Source organism: Amycolatopsis rifamycinica (assembly GCF_000695625.1).
Taxonomy (GTDB): domain Bacteria; phylum Actinomycetota; class Actinomycetes; order Mycobacteriales; family Pseudonocardiaceae; genus Amycolatopsis; species Amycolatopsis rifamycinica.
On sequence record NZ_JMQI01000080.1, the window covers coordinates 1 to 20,454 of the forward strand.

General features: G+C 73.5%; 20 protein-coding genes. 6 read left to right on the forward strand and 14 right to left on the reverse strand.

Going from position 1 to position 20,454, the window contains the following annotated elements; translation table 11 throughout:
• The 5 genes from DV20_RS40100 to DV20_RS40120 all read right to left on the reverse strand — a co-directional run.
• Nucleotides 1–1,081: glycosyltransferase 87 family protein (locus tag DV20_RS40100; RefSeq protein WP_152603816.1), on the reverse strand; the 1,081-nt coding region annotated here is incomplete at its 3' end.
• Nucleotides 1,082–1,183: 102 nt separating this feature from the next.
• Entirely contained in the window at nucleotides 1,184–1,849 is a 666-nt protein-coding gene (locus tag DV20_RS40105) for a response regulator (RefSeq protein ID WP_043788864.1), read from the reverse strand.
• Nucleotides 1,846–3,069, reverse strand: coding sequence for a sensor histidine kinase (locus DV20_RS40110; RefSeq protein WP_043788865.1), 1,224 nt, complete (start codon nucleotides 3,067–3,069; stop codon nucleotides 1,846–1,848). The genes DV20_RS40105 and DV20_RS40110 overlap by 4 nt, the downstream gene beginning before the upstream one ends.
• 92 nt (nucleotides 3,070–3,161) lie before the next feature.
• Nucleotides 3,162–3,347, reverse strand: coding sequence for a DUF5302 domain-containing protein (locus tag DV20_RS40115; protein WP_043788866.1), 186 nt, complete (start codon nucleotides 3,345–3,347; stop codon nucleotides 3,162–3,164).
• Between the two features lie 71 nt (nucleotides 3,348–3,418).
• Nucleotides 3,419–4,375, reverse strand: a complete 957-nt coding sequence (locus tag DV20_RS40120) for a winged helix-turn-helix transcriptional regulator (RefSeq protein ID WP_043788919.1) — start codon at nucleotides 4,373–4,375, stop codon at nucleotides 3,419–3,421.
• A 123-nt stretch (nucleotides 4,376–4,498) separates the two neighbouring features.
• Between DV20_RS40120 and DV20_RS40125 the strand changes: the two genes are divergently transcribed.
• The 3 genes from DV20_RS40125 to DV20_RS40135 all read left to right on the forward strand — a co-directional run bounded on the left by DV20_RS40125 (nucleotide 4,499) and on the right by DV20_RS40135 (nucleotide 7,802).
• Nucleotides 4,499–5,971 carry a carotenoid oxygenase family protein gene (locus DV20_RS40125; RefSeq protein ID WP_043788867.1) on the forward strand — a complete coding sequence of 491 codons (1,473 nt, stop codon included), beginning with the start codon at nucleotides 4,499–4,501 and terminating at the stop codon, nucleotides 5,969–5,971.
• A 326-nt stretch (nucleotides 5,972–6,297) separates the two neighbouring features.
• The gene (locus tag DV20_RS40130; protein WP_043788868.1) at nucleotides 6,298–7,287 is read left to right on the forward strand and encodes an LLM class F420-dependent oxidoreductase; all 990 of its coding nucleotides are present in this window, start codon (nucleotides 6,298–6,300) and stop codon (nucleotides 7,285–7,287) included.
• On the forward strand, nucleotides 7,284–7,802 hold the full coding sequence (locus tag DV20_RS40135) for a pyridoxamine 5'-phosphate oxidase family protein (RefSeq protein ID WP_043788869.1): 519 nt from the start codon (nucleotides 7,284–7,286) through the stop codon (nucleotides 7,800–7,802). Before DV20_RS40130 ends, DV20_RS40135 begins: the two co-directional genes overlap by 4 nt.
• Here the strand turns inward: DV20_RS40135 and DV20_RS40140 are convergent.
• Complete coding sequence (locus DV20_RS40140; RefSeq protein WP_043788870.1) at nucleotides 7,792–8,637, reverse strand: SGNH/GDSL hydrolase family protein; 846 nt, start codon at nucleotides 8,635–8,637, stop codon at nucleotides 7,792–7,794. The two genes, DV20_RS40135 and DV20_RS40140, sit on opposite strands and share 11 nt — an antisense overlap.
• Before the next feature lie 111 nt (nucleotides 8,638–8,748).
• On the opposite strand from DV20_RS40140, the gene DV20_RS40145 reads away from it, so the two are divergent.
• Nucleotides 8,749–9,978, forward strand: a complete 1,230-nt coding sequence (locus tag DV20_RS40145) for a PucR family transcriptional regulator (RefSeq protein ID WP_043788871.1) — start codon at nucleotides 8,749–8,751, stop codon at nucleotides 9,976–9,978.
• Between the two features lie 127 nt (nucleotides 9,979–10,105).
• Here DV20_RS40145 and DV20_RS40150 read toward each other — a convergent pair whose 3' ends face one another.
• Nucleotides 10,106–10,972: an alpha/beta fold hydrolase gene (locus tag DV20_RS40150; RefSeq protein WP_043788872.1), complete on the reverse strand. Its 867-nt coding sequence runs from the start codon at nucleotides 10,970–10,972 to the stop codon at nucleotides 10,106–10,108.
• A gap of 67 nt (nucleotides 10,973–11,039) precedes the next feature.
• On the opposite strand from DV20_RS40150, the gene DV20_RS40155 reads away from it, so the two are divergent.
• A complete protein-coding gene (locus DV20_RS40155) occupies nucleotides 11,040–11,771 on the forward strand; it encodes a TetR/AcrR family transcriptional regulator (RefSeq protein WP_043788873.1) in 732 nt (243 codons plus the stop codon).
• A 108-nt stretch (nucleotides 11,772–11,879) separates the two neighbouring features.
• Here DV20_RS40155 and DV20_RS40160 read toward each other — a convergent pair whose 3' ends face one another.
• The 4 genes from DV20_RS40160 to DV20_RS40175 form a co-directional block, all read right to left on the reverse strand.
• On the reverse strand, nucleotides 11,880–12,542 hold the full coding sequence (locus tag DV20_RS40160) for a TetR/AcrR family transcriptional regulator (protein WP_043788874.1): 663 nt from the start codon (nucleotides 12,540–12,542) through the stop codon (nucleotides 11,880–11,882).
• A gap of 91 nt (nucleotides 12,543–12,633) precedes the next feature.
• Nucleotides 12,634–14,325: a flavin monoamine oxidase family protein gene (locus tag DV20_RS40165; protein ID WP_043788875.1), complete on the reverse strand. Its 1,692-nt coding sequence runs from the start codon at nucleotides 14,323–14,325 to the stop codon at nucleotides 12,634–12,636.
• Nucleotides 14,322–15,065, reverse strand: a complete 744-nt coding sequence (locus DV20_RS40170; protein ID WP_043788876.1) for a carbon-nitrogen hydrolase family protein — start codon at nucleotides 15,063–15,065, stop codon at nucleotides 14,322–14,324. The genes DV20_RS40165 and DV20_RS40170 overlap by 4 nt, the downstream gene beginning before the upstream one ends.
• Nucleotides 15,062–16,453, reverse strand: coding sequence for an amino acid permease (locus DV20_RS40175; protein WP_043788877.1), 1,392 nt, complete (start codon nucleotides 16,451–16,453; stop codon nucleotides 15,062–15,064). The genes DV20_RS40170 and DV20_RS40175 overlap by 4 nt, the downstream gene beginning before the upstream one ends.
• 218 nt (nucleotides 16,454–16,671) lie before the next feature.
• Between DV20_RS40175 and DV20_RS40180 the strand changes: the two genes are divergently transcribed.
• Entirely contained in the window at nucleotides 16,672–17,499 is an 828-nt protein-coding gene (locus tag DV20_RS40180; protein WP_235191141.1) for an SCO6745 family protein, read from the forward strand.
• Between the two features lie 141 nt (nucleotides 17,500–17,640).
• Here the strand turns inward: DV20_RS40180 and DV20_RS40185 are convergent, their stop codons facing one another.
• From DV20_RS40185 to DV20_RS40195, 3 genes are read right to left on the reverse strand one after another with little or no spacing between them, the layout of a single operon-like run.
• A complete protein-coding gene (locus DV20_RS40185) occupies nucleotides 17,641–18,939 on the reverse strand; it encodes a sensor histidine kinase (RefSeq protein WP_043788879.1) in 1,299 nt (432 codons plus the stop codon).
• Nucleotides 18,940–18,941: 2 nt separating this feature from the next.
• Complete coding sequence (locus DV20_RS40190) at nucleotides 18,942–19,652, reverse strand: response regulator transcription factor (protein ID WP_043788880.1); 711 nt, start codon at nucleotides 19,650–19,652, stop codon at nucleotides 18,942–18,944.
• Between the two features lie 47 nt (nucleotides 19,653–19,699).
• Nucleotides 19,700–20,362, reverse strand: a complete 663-nt coding sequence (locus DV20_RS40195) for an IclR family transcriptional regulator (RefSeq protein WP_043788881.1) — start codon at nucleotides 20,360–20,362, stop codon at nucleotides 19,700–19,702.
• Nucleotides 20,363–20,454: the final 92 nt, after the last annotated feature.

The following is a 20,454-nucleotide window of genomic DNA, read 5'->3' on the forward strand; positions in this document are numbered from 1 at the left end:
CGGCCGCCACGACCAGCACCACGCCGGCGCCGACGGCGACCAGCACGTAGGCGTTGCCGACGAGCGCCTGCCCGGCGGTCCAGGCCCGCTCCCGGCCCTGGCCGCCGGGCACCACCGCCACGGTCCAGCCGGTGAACACCGCCGCGAGGAGCAGCGCGAGCCACCGGCGGCCGGTGGTGTGCAGGTACCCGAGCGCGGGCGTGACCCACACCCAGTGGTGCGTCCAGGAAATCGGGCTGACCAGCAGCGCACACCCGGCGGTGACCAGCAGGGCGCCGCGTTCGTCGCCCGCCCGGTGCCGCCACCGGACGACGACCGCGGCGCCGGCCACGGCCGGCGCGGCGAACGCGAGCGGCCAGGCCTGGCCGGGCGCCGTCCGGTCGGCGAACCCCGCCCACGACTGGTTCCCCACCCAGCCCTTCATCTGCGCGAAGTGGTCGTTGAACAGCGCCGACGTCCAGTACCGGGCCGAATCGGCCGGCAGCAGCACGGCACCCAGCGCGGTGGCGACGGCGAACGTGCCGAGCGCGCGGAAGGCGTCCGCCCGGCGGCCGGTGAGCAGCAGGTGCCCGACGAAGATCAGCGGCACCAGCTTGATCGCCGCCGCGAGACCGATGAGGACGCCCGCCGAGCCTCGGCGGCGCAGCACGTCGACGACCACCAGCGCCATCAGCACCAGGTTGAGCTGGCCCAGCCCGACGGTCTGCCACACCGGGTGCAGCCCGGACGCGGCGAGCAGCGCCACCCGGCCGGGAGCGTACGGACGCAGGGCCACGGCCAGCGCGGGTGCCGCGGTCATCGCGACCAGCCCCCAGCACCACGGCACGGGCACCGCGGCGAACGGCGTGAACAGCAGGGCCGCGAACGGCGGGTAGGTGAACGGCAGCTCCGGCGCCCACGCCGGCAGGGCCGCGAGGTGGTCGTAGAGCGGTTCCCCGCGGAGCACGGCGATTCCGCCGGCGCGGTACACCGCGGAGTCGACGCCGAGCGGGCGGCCGAGCGACCACCACACCACCGCCACGAGCGCGAAGGCCACCGTCGCCGTCAGCACCACGGCCCTGGTGCGCCGCCCGATCCCCATGGCCGCCACGATGGTCGGCAAGGCGCCGCCGGGCGTCGTGCCCGGGTGCCGTCTTCGGCCGGCACCGCGGTAGGGCCGCGGTCCGCGCGTGCTACCGGGGTATCACCGGCCGGGCACCACGAGGCCCGCCTCGTAGGCGGCCACGACCGCCTGCGCCCGGTCGCGCGCGCCGAGTTTGGCGAACACCCGGCTGACGTGGGTCTTCGCCGTCTGTTCGGCGATCACCAGCACTTCGGCGATCTCCGTGTTGGACAGGCCCTTCGCGACCAGGCGCAGCACCTCGGTCTCCCGCTCCGTCAGGTCCGCGATGCCGGAGCGCCCCCGCGCGCCGGCATCGGCGGTCCGGCCGCGGACCGCGAACTCGCCGATGAGCCTGCGGGTGACCGACGGCGCGAACAGCGCGTTGCCCGCGGCGACCACGCGCACGGCGACGACCAGGTCGTCCAGCGGCGCGTCCTTGAGGAGGAACCCGCTGGCTCCCGCGCGCAGCGCGCCGTAGACGTACTCGTCGATGTCGAACGTCGTCAGCATCAGCACGCGGACGGCACCGCCCGCGCCGAGGATGCGGCGGGCGGCCTCCAGACCGTCCATCCCGGGCATCCGGACGTCCATCAGCACGACGTCCGGGTCGAGTTCCGCGCAGCGCGTCACCGCTTCGGCGCCGTTCGCGGCTTCACCGGTCACCCGGATGTCGTCCTGCGCGTCGAGCACGGCGCGGAAACTCTGCCGGACCATGGTCTGGTCGTCGGCGACGAGCACGGAAATCACGCGTTCTCCTCGTGGTCCAGCGGCAGGTCCGCGGTGACCTCGAACCCGCCGTCGGCCGTCGGCCCGGCCACCAGCGTGCCACCGAGCATCGTGGCTCGCTCCCGCATGCCGAGCAGCCCGTGCCCGGGCCGGGCGGGTCGGACGGCGCCGCCCGGGGCGTTGCGCACGGCGGCGTGCAGGGAACGGGCGCCGACCCGCACTTCCACGTCGATCGCCGTGCCCGGTGCGTGCCGGACCGCGTTGCTCAGCGCCTCCTGCACGATCCGGTAGGCCGACAACGCGACGCCCGCGGGCAGCGCGTCGAACTCCCCGTGCACCCGCAGCGTGCAGGCCGCACCGAGGGCCCGGACCCGCTCCGCCAGTTCGGCCACCCGGGTGACGTCCGGCTGCGGCTCGACCGGTCCGCCGGTGCTCTCGGTCCGCAGCACGCCCAGGAGCCGGCGCATCTCGACCAGCCCGTCCCGCGCCGTGCCGGTCAGCTCGGCGAACTCGGCCCGCAGGTCGTCCGGCAGGCCGGGGAAGCGGTAGCGGGCGGAGTCGGTGCGCAGCGCGAGCACGGACATGTGGTGGGCGACCACGTCGTGCAGCTCCCGCGCGATGCGCGCGCGTTCCTCGAGGACCGCGGCCCTGGTCTCCTCCGCGGCCCGCCTCCGCTGCTGTTCGGCGCTGTCCCGCTCGGCGACCCGCCGCTGCCGCACCGCGTTGCCGGCCAGCAGCACTGCGGTCAGCAGCGCCACCAGCAGCGCCAGGTCACGCCCGTCCTCGATCCAGACGCCCATCGCCGCGGCCGAGACCACGCCGACCACGACCAGGACGCCCTGCGCGTGGCCGGTCGCGACCAGGAACCAGACCAGCGCGCCGGTCAGCGCCAGGCCGGGTGACCACGGCCAGCCCCACACCCGCGACAGGGCCGGGTGCGCGACCGGAGTGGTCACGATCAGCACGACGAGCAGCCGCCACGCCCACAGCGGCGAACGGACGGCGATCATCGCGGGCAGCGCGCTCGCCACCGCGAGCCCGAGGGCGAGCGGGCTGCCGGCCGGTGTCCCCGGGGTGGTCTGCGCCGCCAGGAACCCGCTCCAGAGGCCGGTGCCGGCCACGGCGGCGGCCCGCAGCCGGGCCAGCGCGGCCGACCGGGCCCGGACCTCGGGCCGGCCCCCGGCGTAGAGGGCGTACCGCGTGACCCGCCACGCCTCGTCCCACCGCGCCCGACCGGTCATCGGCCCACCCTAGGACGCCGGCCGGGTACGCCGAAGGCCACCACGGACGCATCCGTGGTGGCCTTCGGGAGTTTCGCGGGAGACCCCGCCCGTCAGCCGCTCTTGCGGCGGAACGTCCGCTTGTTCGCCGCCGGGCCGTGGGCGTGCTGGTTCTTGCCGCCCGCGTTCTCGTGGGCCGCTCCCGTGCGAGCGTGGGCCTGCTTGCGCTCCAGCGCCTCGCGGAACTTGCGCTTGACGTCGTCCTCCTCGCCGCTGGGCGACGGGTTCGGTTCACTCATGCCTACCTCCGAAAACGACGACGTGTGTCCGCTCCAGCCTGTCAGCCGCGGTCCTTCTTGGCGAGTCGATTTCAGCGTTTCGGGGACGGCACGCCGCCGAACTGCACCGACGTGCGGGTCAGCGGGCGGCCGCAGTGGTCGCACACCAGCATCGGGCGCAGGCGCCGGCCGCACTCGACGTGGTGCAGGGTGATGTCCGGCTCCTGGCCCGCCGCCTCGAAGCCGCGGGACCACTCCGCGATGAACGCCAGCGCGGGGAAGAACGCCAGTCCCTTCGCCGTCAGGCGGTAGTCGCGGGCGTCGGTGCGGGTCTTCGCCGTGCCCGTCCGGAGGACGTCGACCTCGACCAGCTTGCTCAGCCGGGCCGACAGCACGCTCGGCCCGATGCCCAGCTCGCGCTCGAACTCCGAGAAGTGCCGGCAGCCGAGCAGCGCCGAGACCAGCAGGCCGGTCGACCACCGGTCGCCGAGCAGCTCCATCGTGTCCGGGAAGAACATCAGCGGGTCGCCCGCCAGTGAATCGGCGTCCTTGCGGCGGAAGCGCTTGGACGCCGTCGCCGCCGCGACGCCGGTGCCGTCCAGCCGTTCCACGCGGACGTCGCGGGCGTCGACCCGGCGGCCGCAGGCGGCACAGCCGAGCGGCGCTGATGTAGCCAGCTCACAGTCGAGGTGGATCAGCGTCGGCAGCACCTCGCGGCGGCCCGCGACCCACTCGCGCTCCCAGGCCCAGATCGAAATCAGCAGCGGCCACAGCTCGAGGCCGCGCTCGGTCAGCCGGTACTCGTGCCGCGTGCGCCGGGCGTCCCGGTACGGCACCCGGGTGAGCATGCCCGCCGCCACCATGTCCCGCAGCCGTCCCGACAACGCCGTCGGCGAGATGCCCAGCCGCAGCCGCAGCTCTTCGTACCGCCGGAAGCGCAGGAACAGGCTCTGCAGGATGAGCAGCGTCCACTGATCGCCGACCAGCTCGAGCGCTCTCCGGAGCGGATCTCCCGCGGACCGGATGCGGTGGGCGGGCGCTTCGGTCACCGGTTCCCCCTCGTACATAGCGGCCTCAGCGTACACCTGACTACACCAAAAGAAGCCTATTGACACCTGGGTACACAAATCATAGTCTCGTCTCCACACGCCGCGCAGCCAGGGAGCAGCCCGATGACCAGCACCTCCGAACAGCCGCTGATGGTGGCCCGGACGGCGGACGCGGCCGAGGCGAACCCCTACCTGCTCGGCGTCCACGCCCCGGTCAGCACCGAGATCGACGCGGGAGACCTGCAGGTCATCGGTGAGATCCCGAAGGACCTCAACGGCGTCTACCTGCGCAACGGCCCGAACCCGCGGTTCGCCCCCGAGGGCCGCTACCACTGGTTCGACGGCGACGGCATGATCCACGCCGTCCACCTGGAGAACGGCAAGGCCCGCTACCGCAACCGCTGGATCCGCACGAAGGCCTTCGAAGCCGAGTCCGCCGCGGGCAAGGCGCTGTGGACCGGCGTCATGGAGAACCCGAAGGACAACCCCTTCGGCAACGGCCACGGCCTGGGGCTCAAGGACAACGCCAACACCGACGTCGTCTTCCACCGCGGCCGGATCCTCGCCACCTGGTACCTGTGCGGCTCGCCGTACGCGGTCGACCCGCTTTCGCTGGAGACCCTCGGCGCCGAAGACTTCCTCGGCACGCTGGCCGGCGACATGATGGCCCACCCCAAGGTCGACGAGACGACCGGCGAGCTGTTCTGGTTCGACTACGGTCCCCGCCCGCCGTACCTGCGCTACGGTGTGATCGGCGCGGACGGCCGCGTGGTGACCACCACCGACGTCGAGCTGCCCGGCCCGCGCCTGCCGCACGACATGGCCATCACCGAGCACTACGCGGTGCTGATGGACCTGCCGCTGGTCCAGGACCCGGCGGCGGCGAAGCAAGGCCGCCACAAGCTGCACTTCGACCGTTCGATGCCGAGCCGCTTCGGCGTCCTGCCACGCTACGGAGACGGTAGCCAGATCCGGTGGTTCGAAGCGAGCCCGTGCTACATCTACCACGTCGTCAACGCCTGGGAGCAGGGCGGCGAAGTCGTCCTGGACGTCTGCCGCGTGCAGCGACCCCAGCCGCGCGCCGACGCGCACACGCCGCTCGCGAAGATGCTCTCCTACCTGCGGCTCGACGCCCAGCTGCACCGCTACCGCTTCGACCTGCGGACCGGCGCGTGCCACGAGGCGCCGCTCGACGACGACAACACCGAGTTCCCGACCGTCGACGCCCGCGGCGTCGGACGGCGGAACCGGTACTCCTACGCGGTGCACATCTCGCCCTCCTCGACGCTGAAGTTCGACGGGCTGGTGCGCCGCGACGATCTTGCCGGCACAACGGCCGAATACCGGTTCGGTCCCGGCCGGTGGGGCAGCGAGGCTCCGTTCGCACCCCGCGAAGGAGCACCCGTCGATTCCGCGGACGGGTACCTGGTGACGTTCGTGCAGGACGAGCGCGAGGGGCGCTCGGAACTGGACGTCTTCGACGCCGCCGACCTCGCTGCCGGACCCGTGGCCAGGGTCCTGCTTCCCCAGCGTGTCCCGCTCGGTTTTCACGCGACCTGGGTCCGGGCGGACCAGCTGGACAACCTCCGCACCTGAACACCGTCGAGAGGGTCACGCCCGGGCTTCCCGGGCGTGGGGACGGTGCGCGAGCGGAGTCGATCGGCCGGCTCGAGGGAGCGGGTCGGCGCCGGCCCGGAGGGCTCGCGCCGGTCGATCGGAACTGCACACGCCGCGCCCGGTCGGACGGACCGGACCGCGGTGGCACCCGGAAGCGGGGCGTCACCCCCGGTGGTGTGCCGGGGTGGCACCCGCGACCGGATACGGCGAGCACCCGCTCGCCGGGGCGGCCTTGGGCTGAGCGCCGGGTTCGTCGTCTCCCGGGGACGACGAACCGGGCGCTGTTCGACTTCGGGAGGACGTGCGTGCGGCTTTCGGTGTCATTGGGACTCTGGCAGGACCGGCCACCCCGGGAGGCACTGGACACCGCCCGCGCCGCCGAGGCCGCGGGCTACCCGGAGCTGTGGATCGGCGAGATGGCGACGTGGGACGCCTTCGCGCTCGGCACGGCGATCGGGGCGGTCACCTCGCGGATTTCCCTGACCTTCGGGCCACTGGCGGTGACCGTGCGGGACCCGGCGACGATCGCCATGGGCGTCGCGTCGGTGGCGGCGCTGACCGGCCGCGAGACCGGCGTCGCGCTCGGGACGTCCAGTGACGTCGTCGTGCGCGGCTGGCACGGTCGCTCGCGCGACCGGGCGGCCACGGCACTGGCGGAGTCCGCCGTCGCGGTCCGGCAGCTGCTCGGCGGCGAGAAGTCCGCGGTGGACGGCAAGGTCGCCGGCTCGCGGGGGTACCGGTTGCGGCTGCCCGCGCCGAAGTCACCCGTGACGATCGCCGCGTTCGGGCCGCGTGCGCTCGACGTCGCCGCGCGGCACGCCGACCGGATGGTCGTCAACCTCGTCAGCCCGGCGGCCGCGGCGACGCTGGTGCGCGGGCTGCACGCCGCGGCCGGGCGGGCCGGGACCACTCCGCCGCCGGTGGCCGCGTGGGTGGTCGCCGCGGCCGATCCCGGGCCGGCCCGGCTCGAGCAGCTCCGCCGCGGCGTGGTCGGCTACCTCGCCGCCCCCGGCTACGCGGACATGTTCCGCGCGGCGGGCTTCGGCGACCTGGTCGACTTCGCGCGGACGCGCCCGCACCCGCGTGAGCTGCTGGCCGCGGTGCCCGCCGAGGCCGTCGCCGCGGTCGGGCTGTCCGGTTCCCCGGCGGAGATCGCCGCGAAGATCGGTGAGTACGCGGCCGCGGGGGTCGACGAGCTGGCGATCGTGCCCGCGACCGGCGAGGACGACCCCGGTGGCGCGAAAACCCTCGCCGCGTGTCGATCCGCGGCCGTCCCGTTCGACGCGAAGGCATGACGGAACCGAAAGCAACCCAGAACCTCGACCGATCCGGGTCCGCGGCGCTGCCGTGGAGCAGGGCGCGCGACCTCCTCGCCACCCAGACCCCCAAGGAAGACCTGACGTTCTTCGTCGGGACCGTCCGCCCCGACGGGCGGCCGCACGCCGCCGGCGTCGGGGCCATCTGGGTGGACGACGCCCTGCACTTCGTGAGCGGGCCGGGTACGCGCCGGGCGCGCAACCTGGCGGCGAACCCGGCGTGCACCGTGTCGGTGCGGCTGCGCGGCCTCGACGTCACCATGGAGGGCGAAGCCCACCGGGTGGCCGAACCCGAGGTCCTCGATCGGGTGGCGGCCGTCTACCGCGAGGGCGGCTGGCCCGCCACCGTGCAGGACGGGGGCTTCACGGCCTCGTTCATGGCCGCGAGCGCCGGGCCGCCGCCCTGGCACCTGTACCGGCTCACGCTGCACCGGGCGTTCGGTGTCGCCTGCGCCGAGCCGTACGGGGTCAGCCGCTGGGACTTCACCCCCTGATCGCCGCGGCGGCCAGCCCGCCGATGGCGGTCATGCCGTCGGCGTTCGGGTGCATCGGCGCGGCGATCGACGTCGGGACCACGCCCTCGAACCACTTCACGCCGGGCAGCTTGCACACGTCGTGGCCGATCGAGGCCGTCCGGACGTCGACGTAGTGCGCGTCGTGCGCGGCGGCCTGCCGGGCGAGGGCGGCGTTGGTCCGGTCGATGCTGCCCTGGATGTAGTTCGCGTCGCGCGGGGTCAGCGGCGCGATCGGCCAGCAGCCGTTGTGCGGCAGGTAGGTGCCGTAGCCGGCCACGAAGACGTCGGCGTTCGGCGCCTTGGCGTGGATCGCGTCGAGCAGGGCGCCCCACACCGGCTCGGACGCGGCGATCTTCTCGGCCAGCTGGTCGTGACCGCCCGCGGTGTACCGGTCGACGCAGTCCGGGTTGACGCCGGGCAGCAGGTTGATGCAGCTCGTCGCGGCGCCGACCAGGCCGACGTCGTTGCCGCCGATCGTCACGGTCACCGTGCGGGTCTGCTCGCTCAGCGCGTCCAGCTGCGGCGGCACCGCGCCGGACGAGGTCTGCTGCGGGGCGGTCATGTCCGCCGTCGTCGCGCCGGAGCAGGTGACGTCCTTCAGCGGCACGCCGAGTTCCTTCGCGGCGATGTGCGGGTAGTCGGCCAGCGACCGGAGGCAGCCGGGGGAGCCGAGGTCGGCCGGCAGGATGAGCGGCCCGGCCGCCGCCGAATCCCCCAGTGCCACGTACTCCTCGGCGGTGCCCGCCGCCGCCGTGCCCGCCGTCGCGCCCGCCAGCGCGGTGACCATGATCGCGATGAACGCCGTCGTCCTCACTCGCACGCCGTCCTCCTTGACGTTCTGCCGACTGTTGGTCTCCGTGACACCATCGGCACCGGACGTCACGGGGTTGACTGGGAATCCGGGCAGAGAACGAGGGGATCGGTTGTGACCGAGCACAAGCGCGGCGCGGACCTCACCCTCGGCGGCCGGCGCGTGCACGAGCGGCTCACCCGGGAGGAGCCCGAGCTGATCGCCCGGGTGCTCGCGCGGATCCAGGCCGACGTCGCCGACTACCGCCGGCTGCCGGTGGAGGAACTGGCCGGTGACATCGCGGGCATCACCCGGCAGGCGGTGCGGGCGTTCGTGCGCAGCCTGCGCGAGGACCGCGAGCTCAACGCGGCCGAACTGCGGCAGGTCGGCGCGTCGGCGGTCCGGCGGGCGGAGGAGGGCTTCCCGCTGGAGGCCGTGCTGACCGCGTACCACGTCGGCGCGCGGGAGATCTTCGCCGTCGGCTCGGCTTCGTCGGGCCGTGCGGACGTCGCCGATCTGCTCGAAGTCGCGGACCGGGTGCTGGCGTTCGTCGGCACGGTGACCGGCGCGGTCACCCGCGGGTACCTGGAGGAGCTGCGGACGAAGGTCGGGCAGGAGCACACCGCGCGCCGGACGCTGCTGTCGGTGCTCGTCGACGGCGGCCCGGTCGACGTCGTCGCCCGCAGCGCCGGGATCACGCTGCCCGCCCGGTACGTCGTGCTGAGCGTCGAACTCGGGCCGCACGCCGACGAGGAGTCACCGGAGGTGGACGCCGGGATCGCCGTCCGGCGGAAACTCCGCCGGTTCCTGGCGGCGTTCGAGCGGGTCTGCGGGGACGGCGTGCTCGCGTCCCTCGACGGTCCCGGCGGGCTCGTCCTGCTCCCGGTGGCGGGCCGTGCTCCGGACTGGCCGGCGGTGCTGGACGCGGCCGGGCGTGCGGCGGGCGTCACCGTGCTCGCGGCGGCGGAGACCGCGGCGCCCGGCGAGGTGCGGACGGCCGCGGTGCAGACGGCCGAGGTGCTCGACGTGCTGCGGTGGTTCGGCCGGCCGCCGGGCCTGTACCGCCTCGACGACGTCCTGGTGGAGTACCAGCTGACCCGCCCGGGAGTGGCCCGCGACCGCCTCGCGGCCGCGCTCGACCCGCTGGAAGCCCACCCCGAGCTGGCCGAGACGCTCGACGCCTACCTGGCCCTGGAGACGAACCGCCGCCGCACGGCGGCCCAGCTGCACGTCCACCCCAACACGGTCGACTACCGCCTCCGCCGCATCCGCGACCTGACCGGCATCGACCCCCTCCACCCGGCCGGCCTGCCCCGCATCATCGCGGCCTCCGCCGCCCGCCGCGCCACCCACGCCCCCCGCTGACGCGTCGTCCACCCAGGTACGCGTGTCGTCCCTCCGATCACGCGAGTCGACCCTCCGATCACGGGACCCGGAGTGCCTGGATGGACGACACGCGTGCTTGGACGGACGACACGGCGGTGGGTGCCGGTTACTGGGTGGCGACTCGGGTGATCGCGTCGGCGAGGTCGGGCCAGACCGCGCGGGGCAGGTTGTGGCCCATGCCCGGGATCACCAGCAGCTCCGCGCCCGGGATCGCCTCCGCCGTCGCCTTGCCGCCGCTCACGTTGATCAGGGGGTCCGCGTCGCCGTGGACGACCAGGGCCGGCAGCCGGACGTCGCGAAGGCGCGCGGTGCGGTCGCCGGAGGCGACCACCGCCGCCGCGTGGCGGAGGGTGCCCACCGGGTGGCGGGCGCGGTCGTAGTGCAGCGCCGCCTTGGCCAGCAGGAACGCCTCGTCGTCCGGGTAACCGGGGGAGCCGAGCCGCCGGTAGCCCTCGACGCTGTCGGCGAGCGCCTGCTCGCGGGTCGTGGCGGGCGGGCGGGTCAGCAGGGCCAGCGCCCACGGCTCGGCCTGCCCGACCGACGGGTCGCCGGTGGTCGACATGATCGACGTGACCGACCGCAGCCGGTCCGGGTGGTCGATGGCCAGCTGCTGAACGATCATCCCGCCCATTGACGCCCCCACCACGTGGGCCCGGTCGATGCCGAGCGCGTCGAACAGCCCGACGGCGTCGTCGGCCATGTCCGACAGCGTGTACGGCGCGCTCGACGGGTCGCCGGCGGCCAGCGCGGCCAGGTCCGGCGGCGGCAGGTGGTCGAGCCACGTGGAGAGCCCGACGTCCCGGTTGTCGTAGCGCACCACGAAGAACCCGCGGCCGGCGAGCAGCTCGCAGAAATCGTCCTCCCAGGTGATCATCTGGGCGCCGAGGCCCATCACGAGGACCAGCGGCGGGGCCGCCGGATCGCCGAAGGTGTCGTACTCGAGCTCGAGACCGTTGGCCTGTGCGCGTGCCATACCCCGATCCTGCCGTACCCGCGCGAAGCTGGCACCGGGCCGGGCCGTGCGGTTACCGTTACGCCCCATGCCGACTTCATCCTCGGGCACGGGACAGCGCCCCCGGTCGCGGGCCGCGGCGGGGCTGCCGGCGCTGACGGCCGACTGCATCGTCAGCGCCGCCACCGCCCTCACCGCCCAGCGCGGCCTGGACAACTGGACCCTGCGGGAGCTCGCCCGCGCGGTCGAGGCCTACCCGGCGGTGATCTACCACCACGTCGGCGACCGGGACGCGGTGGTGAACGCCGTCGTCGACCGGGTCGTCGGGCTGATCGAGCTGCCGGACGAGGGGCTGCCGTGGCAGGAGTGGTTCACCCAGCTGCTGGCCGGCCTGCGCGCGGTGCTGCGGACGTACCCGGGTTGCGCGCGGCGGCTGGCGCTGTTCGGGCCGTCGGTCAAAGCGGCCACGCGCACCATCGACGCCGGTGTCGGCGTGCTGCTGGCCGCCGGGTTCGGCCGCGAAAGCGTGCTGGCCTACAACCTGCTGCTGATGACCGCGTGCCAGTTCGTCGCGATGGAGGACGACCGCGACGGCGCGCTCGCGCTGCGGATCGACAACACCGAGGAGTACGCGACCTACCGCGAGCGCGCCGACCTGCCGGGGATGGCCGAGCTCGGTGCCGCGATGCACGACCTGATGGGTGACCCCGACCTGGCCTCGGGCTACTACGCGCAGCTCTACGACTACGCGGTCCGCCGGTGTCTCGACGGCCTCGCGCACCGGCTGGACGAACTGCACAATCCGGACAGCGAAGGGTGACAGCGACTTGACAGTGCCGCGGCGTACCGTGGCCCTGCGTCGGTGGTTCGCCCACTGACCCGGAGCCCCTGGCGCCCTCCTCCCCCTCGTGGCGCCGGGGGCTTCGGTCTACGCGGAATCGCCCTGCCGCGGCGCCGGGGGGCCGGTGCGCGGCGCCGCCTGGATGGCCGGGAAGATGTCGCCGACCAGCGTCACCAGCGACTTCGACAGCAGCAGGTGCACCTGTTCGCGGGTCAGCGACCGGCGCACGAGCCACTCCCGGCCCGCCGCCTTCACCATCCCGCCGAACGCGCGCACGAGGGCGTTCAGCTCCGGGCCGTGGTCGCTTTCGCGCGACAGGCCGACCGCCTCCAGCACGCGGTCGGCCGATTCGCGGTCGGCTTCTTCGAGGATGCGCTCCACCTGGAGGTCGCGGCCGATGCCCTCCGGTGCGATCGCGGCCAGCCACATCCGCTCCTGGCTGGTGACCATGTCGAGGAACCACTCGATGGCGACGTCGGCGCGCAGTTCGAGCGGCCCGTCGGGGAGGATCTCGACGGCCAGCCGCGGCACGGTCAGCGCGCGGCGGATGATTTCCAGGTACAGCTCGCGTTTGGTGCCGAAGTAGTGGTTGATCAGCCCCCGCGCCACCCCGGCCGCCGCGGCGATGTCCGAAGTGGACACTTCGGAATAGGGGCGTGCACCGAACAGCCGGGCCGCACAGGTGTAGATCTGTTCCTTCCGTTCGTCCGGTTCCAGTCTTCGCCATCTCGGCGCCGGCTCGGTGTTCATGCGCCCATCGTCGCACGGGCCGTTGCGCCGGGCAGGGCAGTGAGCACGATGTCGGGTGCGCGGCCACCCGGATGACACGATCGGGGCACGGTCAGTCCGGCAGCGTGATCGGCGCGATGTCCGCGAAGCCGTCGCCCGGGCCGGGATTCGCCGGATCGGTGGCCCCGCCGAAGTGGTGCAGCACGCCCCACACGGCGTTCAGCGCCGTCTGCACCGCGCCCTCGGCCCAGCCCGCCGTCCACGAGATGTCGTCGCCGGCCAGGAACAGGCCCCGGTACCGCGACGGCAGCTCGTCCTGCACGAAGTGCGTGAACAGCCGCTGCTGGTAGCGGTAGTGCCCGGGCAGGTTCGCCTTGAACGCGCCCATGAAGTGCGGTTCGGCCTCCCAGGACACGGTCACCGGGTCGCCGATGATGTGCCGCCGGACGTCGACTCCCGGGTAGATCTCGCGCAGCGACTGCAGCATCACCTCGACGCGCTCGCCGACCGGCAGCGGCAGCCACTTCAGCGAGTCGTCGGCCCACGTGTAGGACAGGCAGATGACCGCGGGCGCGTCCGGGTCGTCGCCGAGCAGGTACGTGCCGCGCGGCATCCGGTCGGTGAGCGTCATGCTCATCGCGTCGCGGCCGGTCGCCGGGTCGCGGTCCAGCCAGAACGGCCGGTCGACCGGCACGAACACCTTCGACGACGCCATGTAGTGCGTGCGCTCGATCGCCGTCCAGTGGTCGATCGGGAACAGCGCTTCGTCGCACTCGATGTTCGACAGCAGCATCCAGCTCTGCGCGGTGAACACCGCCGCCGGGAAGGTCCGGATGTGGCCGTGCGTGTCCGTCACGGTGATGTTGGCGGGCGCGGTGCGGTGCAGCCGGGCGACGCCGGGCTGCGGCCGTCCGCCGTGCAGCGTGCTCAGGCTCGTGCCCGCCGGCCAGAAAGCGATGTCTTCCGGGGCGTGCTCCCACAACCGCAGCGGGAGCTGCCTGCTGCCGCCGACGATGCTGCGGTGCTCGTCGTCGGCTCCGGTGTAGACGACGCGCAGGATCTCCAGGATGGAGTTGGGGAAGTCGGTGTCCCAGCCGCCGGTGCCGAAGCCGACCTGGCCGAAGATCTCGCGGTGGCGGAAGGAGGCGAACGCGGGGGAGTCGCAGAGGAAGCCGTAGAACGTCTGGTTGTCCAGCCGCGGGACGAGCTCGTTCCACAGCCGCTTGATCGTCTTCGCGTCGCGGTCGCGGATCGCCCTCTGCATCTCGGCGAAGCAGGCGTGCTCGGCCAGCGTCCGGTCCCAGGCCGCCGCGACCTCCCGGAACACGGCGGGCAGGTCGCCGGCCGTGCGCGCGTAGTGGCTCTGCCCCTTCAGGTCCACGACGGTGCTCGGCGTGCCCGGGGCCAGCGGGTTCGGGAACGGCGTCGTCTTCAGCCCGACCTTGTCGATGTAGTGGAACAGCGCGGTCGACGCGGGCGGGAAGCGCATCGCGCCCATCTCGGCGACGACGTCGTCCGGGCAGCCGGGGAACCGCACGGTCCGCAGCCGGCCGCCGAGCTCGCCGATCTCGTACACCACCGGCCGCAGGCCCAGTTTCATCAGCTCGTACGCGGTGACGATGCCGGAGAGGCCGCCGCCGATCACGGCGACCTCGGTGCCGTGCCGCCCGGCAGGCACGGAGCCCAGCCCGGCGGGGTGGGCGAGGTAGTCGTCGTAGGCGAACGGGAAGTCGGGGCCGAACATCGTGATCGGGCGGCCCGCCGGTTCGTCGTGGTGGATCGCGGTCGGGACGGCGGAGGTCATGCGGTGGTTCCCCGGTACAGTTCGGGCCGTCGGTCGGCCAGGTGGGTGTTTTCCCGGCGGGACGCGGCCAGTGCGTCCCGCGTGACGTCGGCGGTGATCACTTCCGGCCCGGCGCCGGCGCGGGCGAGCACCTCGCCGGTCGGGGCCACGACGCAGGACCGCCCGCAGTAGGTCAGTTCCCGCTCGGTGTCGCAGCGGTTCGCGTAGGCGACGAACAGCTGGCTCTCGTAGGCCCGCGCGGGCACCAGCGTGTCGGCGACCAGCTCGTAGGGGCTCATCAGCGCGGTCGGCACGACCAGCAGCTCGGTGCCGGCGAGCGCGTGCGCCCGGACCAGCTCCGGGAACTCGACGTCGTAGCAGATGAGCAGCCCGACCCGGACGCCGCCGAGGTCGGCCTGCACGACGGCCTCGTCGCCGGGGGTGAACCACGCCTTGTCGAGGTCGCCGAAGAGGTGCGTCTTGCGGTAGTTCGCGAGCCGCCGTCCGGTGGCGTCGACGAGCTGGACGCTGTTGTAGACGTGCTCGCCGTCGGTTTCCGGGTAGCCGTACGCCAGCGCGGTGCCCGTTTCCCTGGCCAGCGCCGACATCCGGGCGGCGGTGGGCCCGTCGGCCGGCTCGGCGAGCTCGTGCGTGCGCGCGCCGATGTGGTAGCCGGTGGTGATCATTTCCGCGGTGACGACGAGGTCGGCGTCGAGCCGGGGCAGGTCGCCGAGCGGCCCCTGGTGGATGGCGACCCTCATGCCAGCCTCGACTTCCGGATCCCGTAGCCGAAGTAGATCAGCAGGCCCAGCACCATCCAGGCGCCGAAGACCAGCCAGGTGGCGCCGTCGAGGCTGAGCATCATGTACGCGCAGCAGAGCACGCCCAGGACCGGCGTGACCGGCGAGAGCGGCACGCGGAAGGTCCGCGGCCGGTCGGGCTGCCGGCGTCGGAGGATCAGCACGGCCACGTTGACCAGGCCGAACGCGAACAGCGTCCCGATGCTGGTGGCGTCGGCCAGCTTGCCCAGCGGGATGAAGGCGGCGAGGACGGCGACGAAGGCCGAAACCACGAGGGTGTTCGTCCGCGGGGAGCCGCTCTTCGCATCCACTTTGGACAGAGCGGCCGGGACGAGGCCGTCGCGGGACATCGCGAACAGGATGCGCGTCTGTCCGTAGAGGACGGTCAGCACGACGCTGGAGATCGCCACGATCGCGCCGACGGCCAGCAGCCCCGCCCAGAACGGGTTGTCCGAGACGACGTCGAGCACGTGCGAGAGCGCCGCCTTCTGGCCGTCGAACCGCTGCCACGGCAGGGCGCCGACGGCGGCCACGGCGACCAGGCAGTACAGCACGGTGACGATGCCGAGCGAGAGCAGGATCGCCCGCGGCAGGTCGCGCTGCGGGTTCTCCGCCTCCTCGCCGGCGGTCGACGCCGCGTCGAAACCGATGTAGGAGAAGAACAGCTTCGCGCCGCCGGCACTGAGGCCGGCCAGGCCGAGCGGCAGGAACGGCGTGAAGTTCTTCGCCTGGACCGCGCTGAAGGCGATCGCGCAGAACAACACCAGCGTGCCGATCTTGACCACGACCATGACCGCGTTCGCCCGTGCGCTCTCCTTCGCCCCGGACAGCAGCAGGACCATCGCCAGGACGACGACGAGGATGGCGGGCACGTTGACGACACCGCCGTCGCCGGGCGGCCCGCTGAGCGCATCCGGGATGGCGAAGCCGAAGGCCAGCCGCAGCAGTTCGTTGAGGTACTGGCCCCAGCCGACGGCGACCGACGCCACCGATACGCCGTATTCGAGCACCAGGCACCACCCGCACACCCAGGCGACGAGCTCGCCGAGCGTGGCGTAGGTGTAGGAGTACGACGAGCCCGACAGCGGGATCATCCCGGCGAGCTCGGCGTAGGACAGGGCCGAGAACAACGCCGTGACGCCGGCGAGCACGAACGACAGCACCACGGCCGGGCCGGCCACCGGGACGGCTTCGCCGAGCACGACGAAGATGCCGCTGCCCAGCGTCGCCCCGATGCTGAGCATGGTGAGCTGCCCGAGGCCGAGCGACCGCTTCAACGTGCCATGATCACCTTCGGCGACCAGGTCGGCGACCGGTTTCCGCCGCAGCGTCGCGGCTCGCAAAGTCATGCCGACGACGGTAACGGTCGTTTCCGGAGCGCAAAACACGAGGACGTTGCGCGTACAGATGAATCACAGGTGATTCATTGCACATTCTGAGCAGATCGTGGCGATTCGTTCCGGATCGGATTTTGCCTCGCGTGGGGTTGTCGGATCCGCCGTGTGCCGTTCGTGGAGGGGGTGAGCGGCCGCCACGAGGGCACCGCCGAGACCCACAGGGGATGAAGATGTCGCACGCCGTCGCCCGCCGCATGTACGACCTGGTCGAGCCCCTCGGCCTGGTGCCCTACTTCGCCGACGAATCGGACGAGGCCCTGCGGGCGCTGGGCCTGCGCAACGTGTGGGACGCCTACTTCGCGGGCCGGGCCGCGCCCTTCGGCCGGGACATGCCGGCCGAAGCGGTGCACGCGGTCTTCTACAACTTCGCCCCGGGCGAGGTGGCCCGCCACATCCCGAAGGTCTGGGAGCTGACCACCCCCGAGGCGGCGCTGGCCGCCCGCGAGCGGGGCTGCGTCGCGGGAATGCGCCGGATCCTCGGTGAACTCGCCGACGACCCCGCCGTCGCGCGCGCCGGCGACCTCCTGCTGAAGGCGGCGACGAGCGCACCGGTGGGGGGACGCGCGCTCTTCGCCGCCCTGCGCGCGCTGCCGGTACCGCAGGAGCCCGTCGCCCGGCTGTGGCACGCGGCCACCCTGCTGCGCGAGCACCGCGGCGACGGCCACACCGCGGCGCTGCTGGTGGAGGGCGTCGGCGGGACGGAGGCCCACGTGCTGCACGCCCTGTCCGTCGACGTGCGCGCGCAGGACTTCGGCCGGGTCTGGCACCTGCCGGAGGCCCAGCTGACCGCGGTGATCGACGGCATGCGCGCCCGCGGCCTCGTCGGGACCGACGGCTGGCTCACCCCCGCGGGCCGCGCCACGAAGGCCCGGGTCGAAGCCCTGACCGACCAGCTCGCGGAAGCCCCGTACGACGCCCTGACCCCGACCGAGCTCGACACCCTGGTCGCCGACCTCAAGCCGATCTCGGCCGCCTTCCGCAAGGTCTTCCCGATGTAACCGGCCATCCCCGTGATTGAAGGGTCAACTCGCGTGATTGAAGGGTCGACACGCGTGATTGAAGGGTCGACACGGCCCGCCGTCGTGTCGACCTCCCAGTCACGCGTGTCGACCTTCTGATCACGTGAGTTGACCCTCCAGTCACGGGGGGTCGGGGGGTTCGGCGGCGGGGAGGAGGAGGGTGAACGTCGGCGGGTCCGGGCGGCTCAGCCGGAGGCGGCCGCCTTCGGCTTCGGCGAGGCTGCGCGCCAGCGGCAGGCCGATGCCGTGGCCGGTGGGCGCGGTCGCGAACGGGTCCGTCTCGCCGAGGTCCGGCCCCTCGTCGGCGACGTCGATGGCGAGCGTGTCGCCGGCGTCGCGGGCCAGCACCGTGACCGTGCCGCGCCCGTGCGTCACCGCGTTGTCCAGCAGCACGCCGAGCACCTGCCGGACCGCCGCGGCCGCCGCGTGCGCCGCCGGTGGGTCCTCGCGGAGGATGCGCAGCGCCCGGCCCTGCGGCCCGAGCAGGGCTTCGCCGGACTGCCGGACTTCGTCGAGGATCGCGCCGAGATCCAGCTCGGCCCGCGGTGCCCGGCGTTCCCGGCCCAGCGCCAGGAGGTCCTCGATGGTGCGTTCGAGCCGGTCGGCGGAGGCGATGCCGGCGCGGATCGCCGCGTACGGGTCCGCCTCCGGGGTCTCCAGCGCCGCTTCGAGCTGCAGGCGCAGCCCGGTCAGCGGGGTGCGCAGCTGGTGCGACGCCTCCGCGGAGAACGCCCGCTCGCGCTCCAGCGTCTCGCCGATCCGGGCCGCGGTGGCGTCCAGCGCGTCGCCGACCTGGTCGATCTCCGCGATGCCGGCGCGCGGCGACCGGACGGTGAAGTCGCCTTCGCCGAGCCGCTCGGCCGCGTCGGCGAGCTCCTCCATGGGGCGGACCAGCCGCTGGGTGTACCGCCGGGCCATCAGCCAGCTCACGCCGGTCGTCGCGACCGCGAGCCCGCCCATGGCGAGCCAGGTCAGCATGATCCGCAGCCGCAGCTGGGACAGCGGCAGCGCGGCGCGGACCACGCCGGTCACCCGTGCTCCGCTGATCACCGGCACGGCGAGCGCCATGTCGTCGCCTTCGCGGCCGATGACGACGTCCACCGCCGCCTTCGCCGCCTGCTGCTCGACCGGGCCGCCGACGGCGGGTCCGTGCCCGGCGAGCAGCCGCCCGTCCGGTCCGTAGACCCCGACCTCGCCCTCGGCTTCGTCGTCCTCCTCGGCGCGCGGCAGCACGACCGGCGCCCGTCCGGCGTTCAGGTCCGGCGCCACGACGAGGGCGGCGGCGTCGGCGGCGCGCTCCAGGTCGCTCTTCGTGTCGTCGTGGTAGTACTGCCAGACCGCGATGCCCAGCGGCAGCGCGAACAGCACGGTGGCGACGAGGGCGGCGAGAACCGTCAGCGAGGTGATCCGGCGGCGCACGGTCAGCCTTCGGCGGCGGTCCGGGCCGGGTCTTCCAGCCGGTAGCCGTGCCCGCGCAGGGTGGCGATCCGCGGCACGTCGTCGCCGGGCCCGGCGGCCGCGGAGAGCTTGCGGCGCACCGCCGCGATGTGCACGTCCAGCGTCTTCGTCGAGCCGTACCAGTGCGCGTCCCAGACCTCGGACATCAGCGTTTCGCGGCTGACCGCCACACCGGGCTGCTCGGCGAGCCGGGCCAGCAGGTCGAACTCCTTGGCGCGCAGCACCACCTCGCGCCCGCCCAGGGTGGCGCGACGGCCGGCGATGTCGACGGTCAGGCCGCCGATGGTCACCGGCGGCCGGGCCCCGGCGGGCGCGCCGCGCCGCAGGTGCGCCCGCACCCTGGCCAGCAGCTCGCCCAGCCGGATCGGCTTGGTGAGGTAGTCGTCGGCCCCGGCGTCGAGGCCCACGACGACGTCCATCTCCTCCTGCCGGGCGGTCAGGATGACCAGCACCGCGGCGGGCAGCGCGGCCCGCAGCCGACGGCAGACCTCGACGCCGTCGAGGTCGGGCAGGCCGAGGTCGAGCAGCACGAGGTCGAAATCGCCGGATTCGGCGGCCTGCAGCGCGGTCCGCCCGTCGCGGGTCCAGGACACCTGGTGACCGTGCAGGACCAGTGTCGATTCGAGCACGCTGCCGATCGCCGCGTCGTCTTCCACCACCAGCAAATTCGGCATGCCGGGAAGCCTAACCAACGCGGCGGCCCGCGCCGGGTGATTGTCGTCTATTCCGTCCGCGTCGCGAGACCGATCTGCGATATCCGCACCGAAGCGGCGGCGAGAGCTTCGGTGAACGCGGCGACTTCGCCGGGCCCGAACCGGCTGCTGGGCCCCGTGATGGCGAGCGCGGCGAGCAGCCGCCCGTCGCCGTCGTGCACCGGCGCGGCCACGCTGGACGCCCCGGCCTCCGGCTCGCCGTGGCTGACCGCGGCGCCCTCCGCGCCGTCGAGAACGCGTCCGGCGGCCCCGAAGCCGAGCGGCAGCTCGTCACCGACCCGGCCGACGTGCCGGATGGCCAGCGGCCCCTCCTGCTGGGCCACGCAGACCAGGACGGAGGTGCTGCGGACGTAGAGGTTCACCGTCTCCCGGCACTCGAGGGCCAGGTCACGCAGCACCTGGCGGACCGGCTCGGGCAGCTGCCACGCGGTGTGCGCCAGCTGCGCCCACCGCAGCATCCCGGGCCCGACGGTGATCCGCCCGTCCGGCCGCGTCCAGAGCAGGCCGCGCTGTTCGCAGGTGGCGACCAGCCGCAGCACGGTCGTCTTCGCCAGGCCGCTGGCCGTCGTGAGGTCCTTGACCGCCCACGTCCGGCGGTGTTCCGTGAAGAGAGCGAGCAGGTCGAACGCGCGCAGCACGCTCCGGACCGATCCGTCTTCGTCCGCCTTCATGAGCGACCCCCGTCCGTCAGACGGACCCACCGTACCGCCAGACGGACCGGCTCGGGGGTCATGTCGCTCGAACGCCGTAACTTCCCCCAGGG

Excerpts from the sequence above, each read along its gene's own strand:
- DV20_RS40110 (WP_043788865.1), bottom strand. The coding sequence starts at position 3,069 with ATGACCGGTCGGGCGCGGTGGGACGAGGCGTGGCGGGTCACGCGGTAC.
- DV20_RS40115 (WP_043788866.1), bottom strand. The coding sequence starts at position 3,347 with ATGAGTGAACCGAACCCGTCGCCCAGCGGCGAGGAGGACGACGTCAAG.
- DV20_RS40125 (WP_043788867.1), top strand. The coding sequence starts at position 4,499 with ATGACCAGCACCTCCGAACAGCCGCTGATGGTGGCCCGGACGGCGGAC.
- DV20_RS40135 (WP_043788869.1), top strand. The coding sequence starts at position 7,284 with ATGACGGAACCGAAAGCAACCCAGAACCTCGACCGATCCGGGTCCGCG.
- DV20_RS40150 (WP_043788872.1), bottom strand. The coding sequence starts at position 10,972 with ATGGCACGCGCACAGGCCAACGGTCTCGAGCTCGAGTACGACACCTTC.
- DV20_RS40155 (WP_043788873.1), top strand. The coding sequence starts at position 11,040 with ATGCCGACTTCATCCTCGGGCACGGGACAGCGCCCCCGGTCGCGGGCC.
- DV20_RS40160 (WP_043788874.1), bottom strand. The coding sequence starts at position 12,542 with ATGAACACCGAGCCGGCGCCGAGATGGCGAAGACTGGAACCGGACGAA.
- DV20_RS40165 (WP_043788875.1), bottom strand. The coding sequence starts at position 14,325 with ATGACCTCCGCCGTCCCGACCGCGATCCACCACGACGAACCGGCGGGC.
- DV20_RS40170 (WP_043788876.1), bottom strand. The coding sequence starts at position 15,065 with ATGAGGGTCGCCATCCACCAGGGGCCGCTCGGCGACCTGCCCCGGCTC.
- DV20_RS40175 (WP_043788877.1), bottom strand. The coding sequence starts at position 16,453 with ATGACTTTGCGAGCCGCGACGCTGCGGCGGAAACCGGTCGCCGACCTG.
- DV20_RS40180 (WP_235191141.1), top strand. The coding sequence starts at position 16,672 with ATGTCGCACGCCGTCGCCCGCCGCATGTACGACCTGGTCGAGCCCCTC.
- DV20_RS40190 (WP_043788880.1), bottom strand. The coding sequence starts at position 19,652 with ATGCCGAATTTGCTGGTGGTGGAAGACGACGCGGCGATCGGCAGCGTG.
- DV20_RS40195 (WP_043788881.1), bottom strand. The coding sequence starts at position 20,362 with ATGAAGGCGGACGAAGACGGATCGGTCCGGAGCGTGCTGCGCGCGTTC.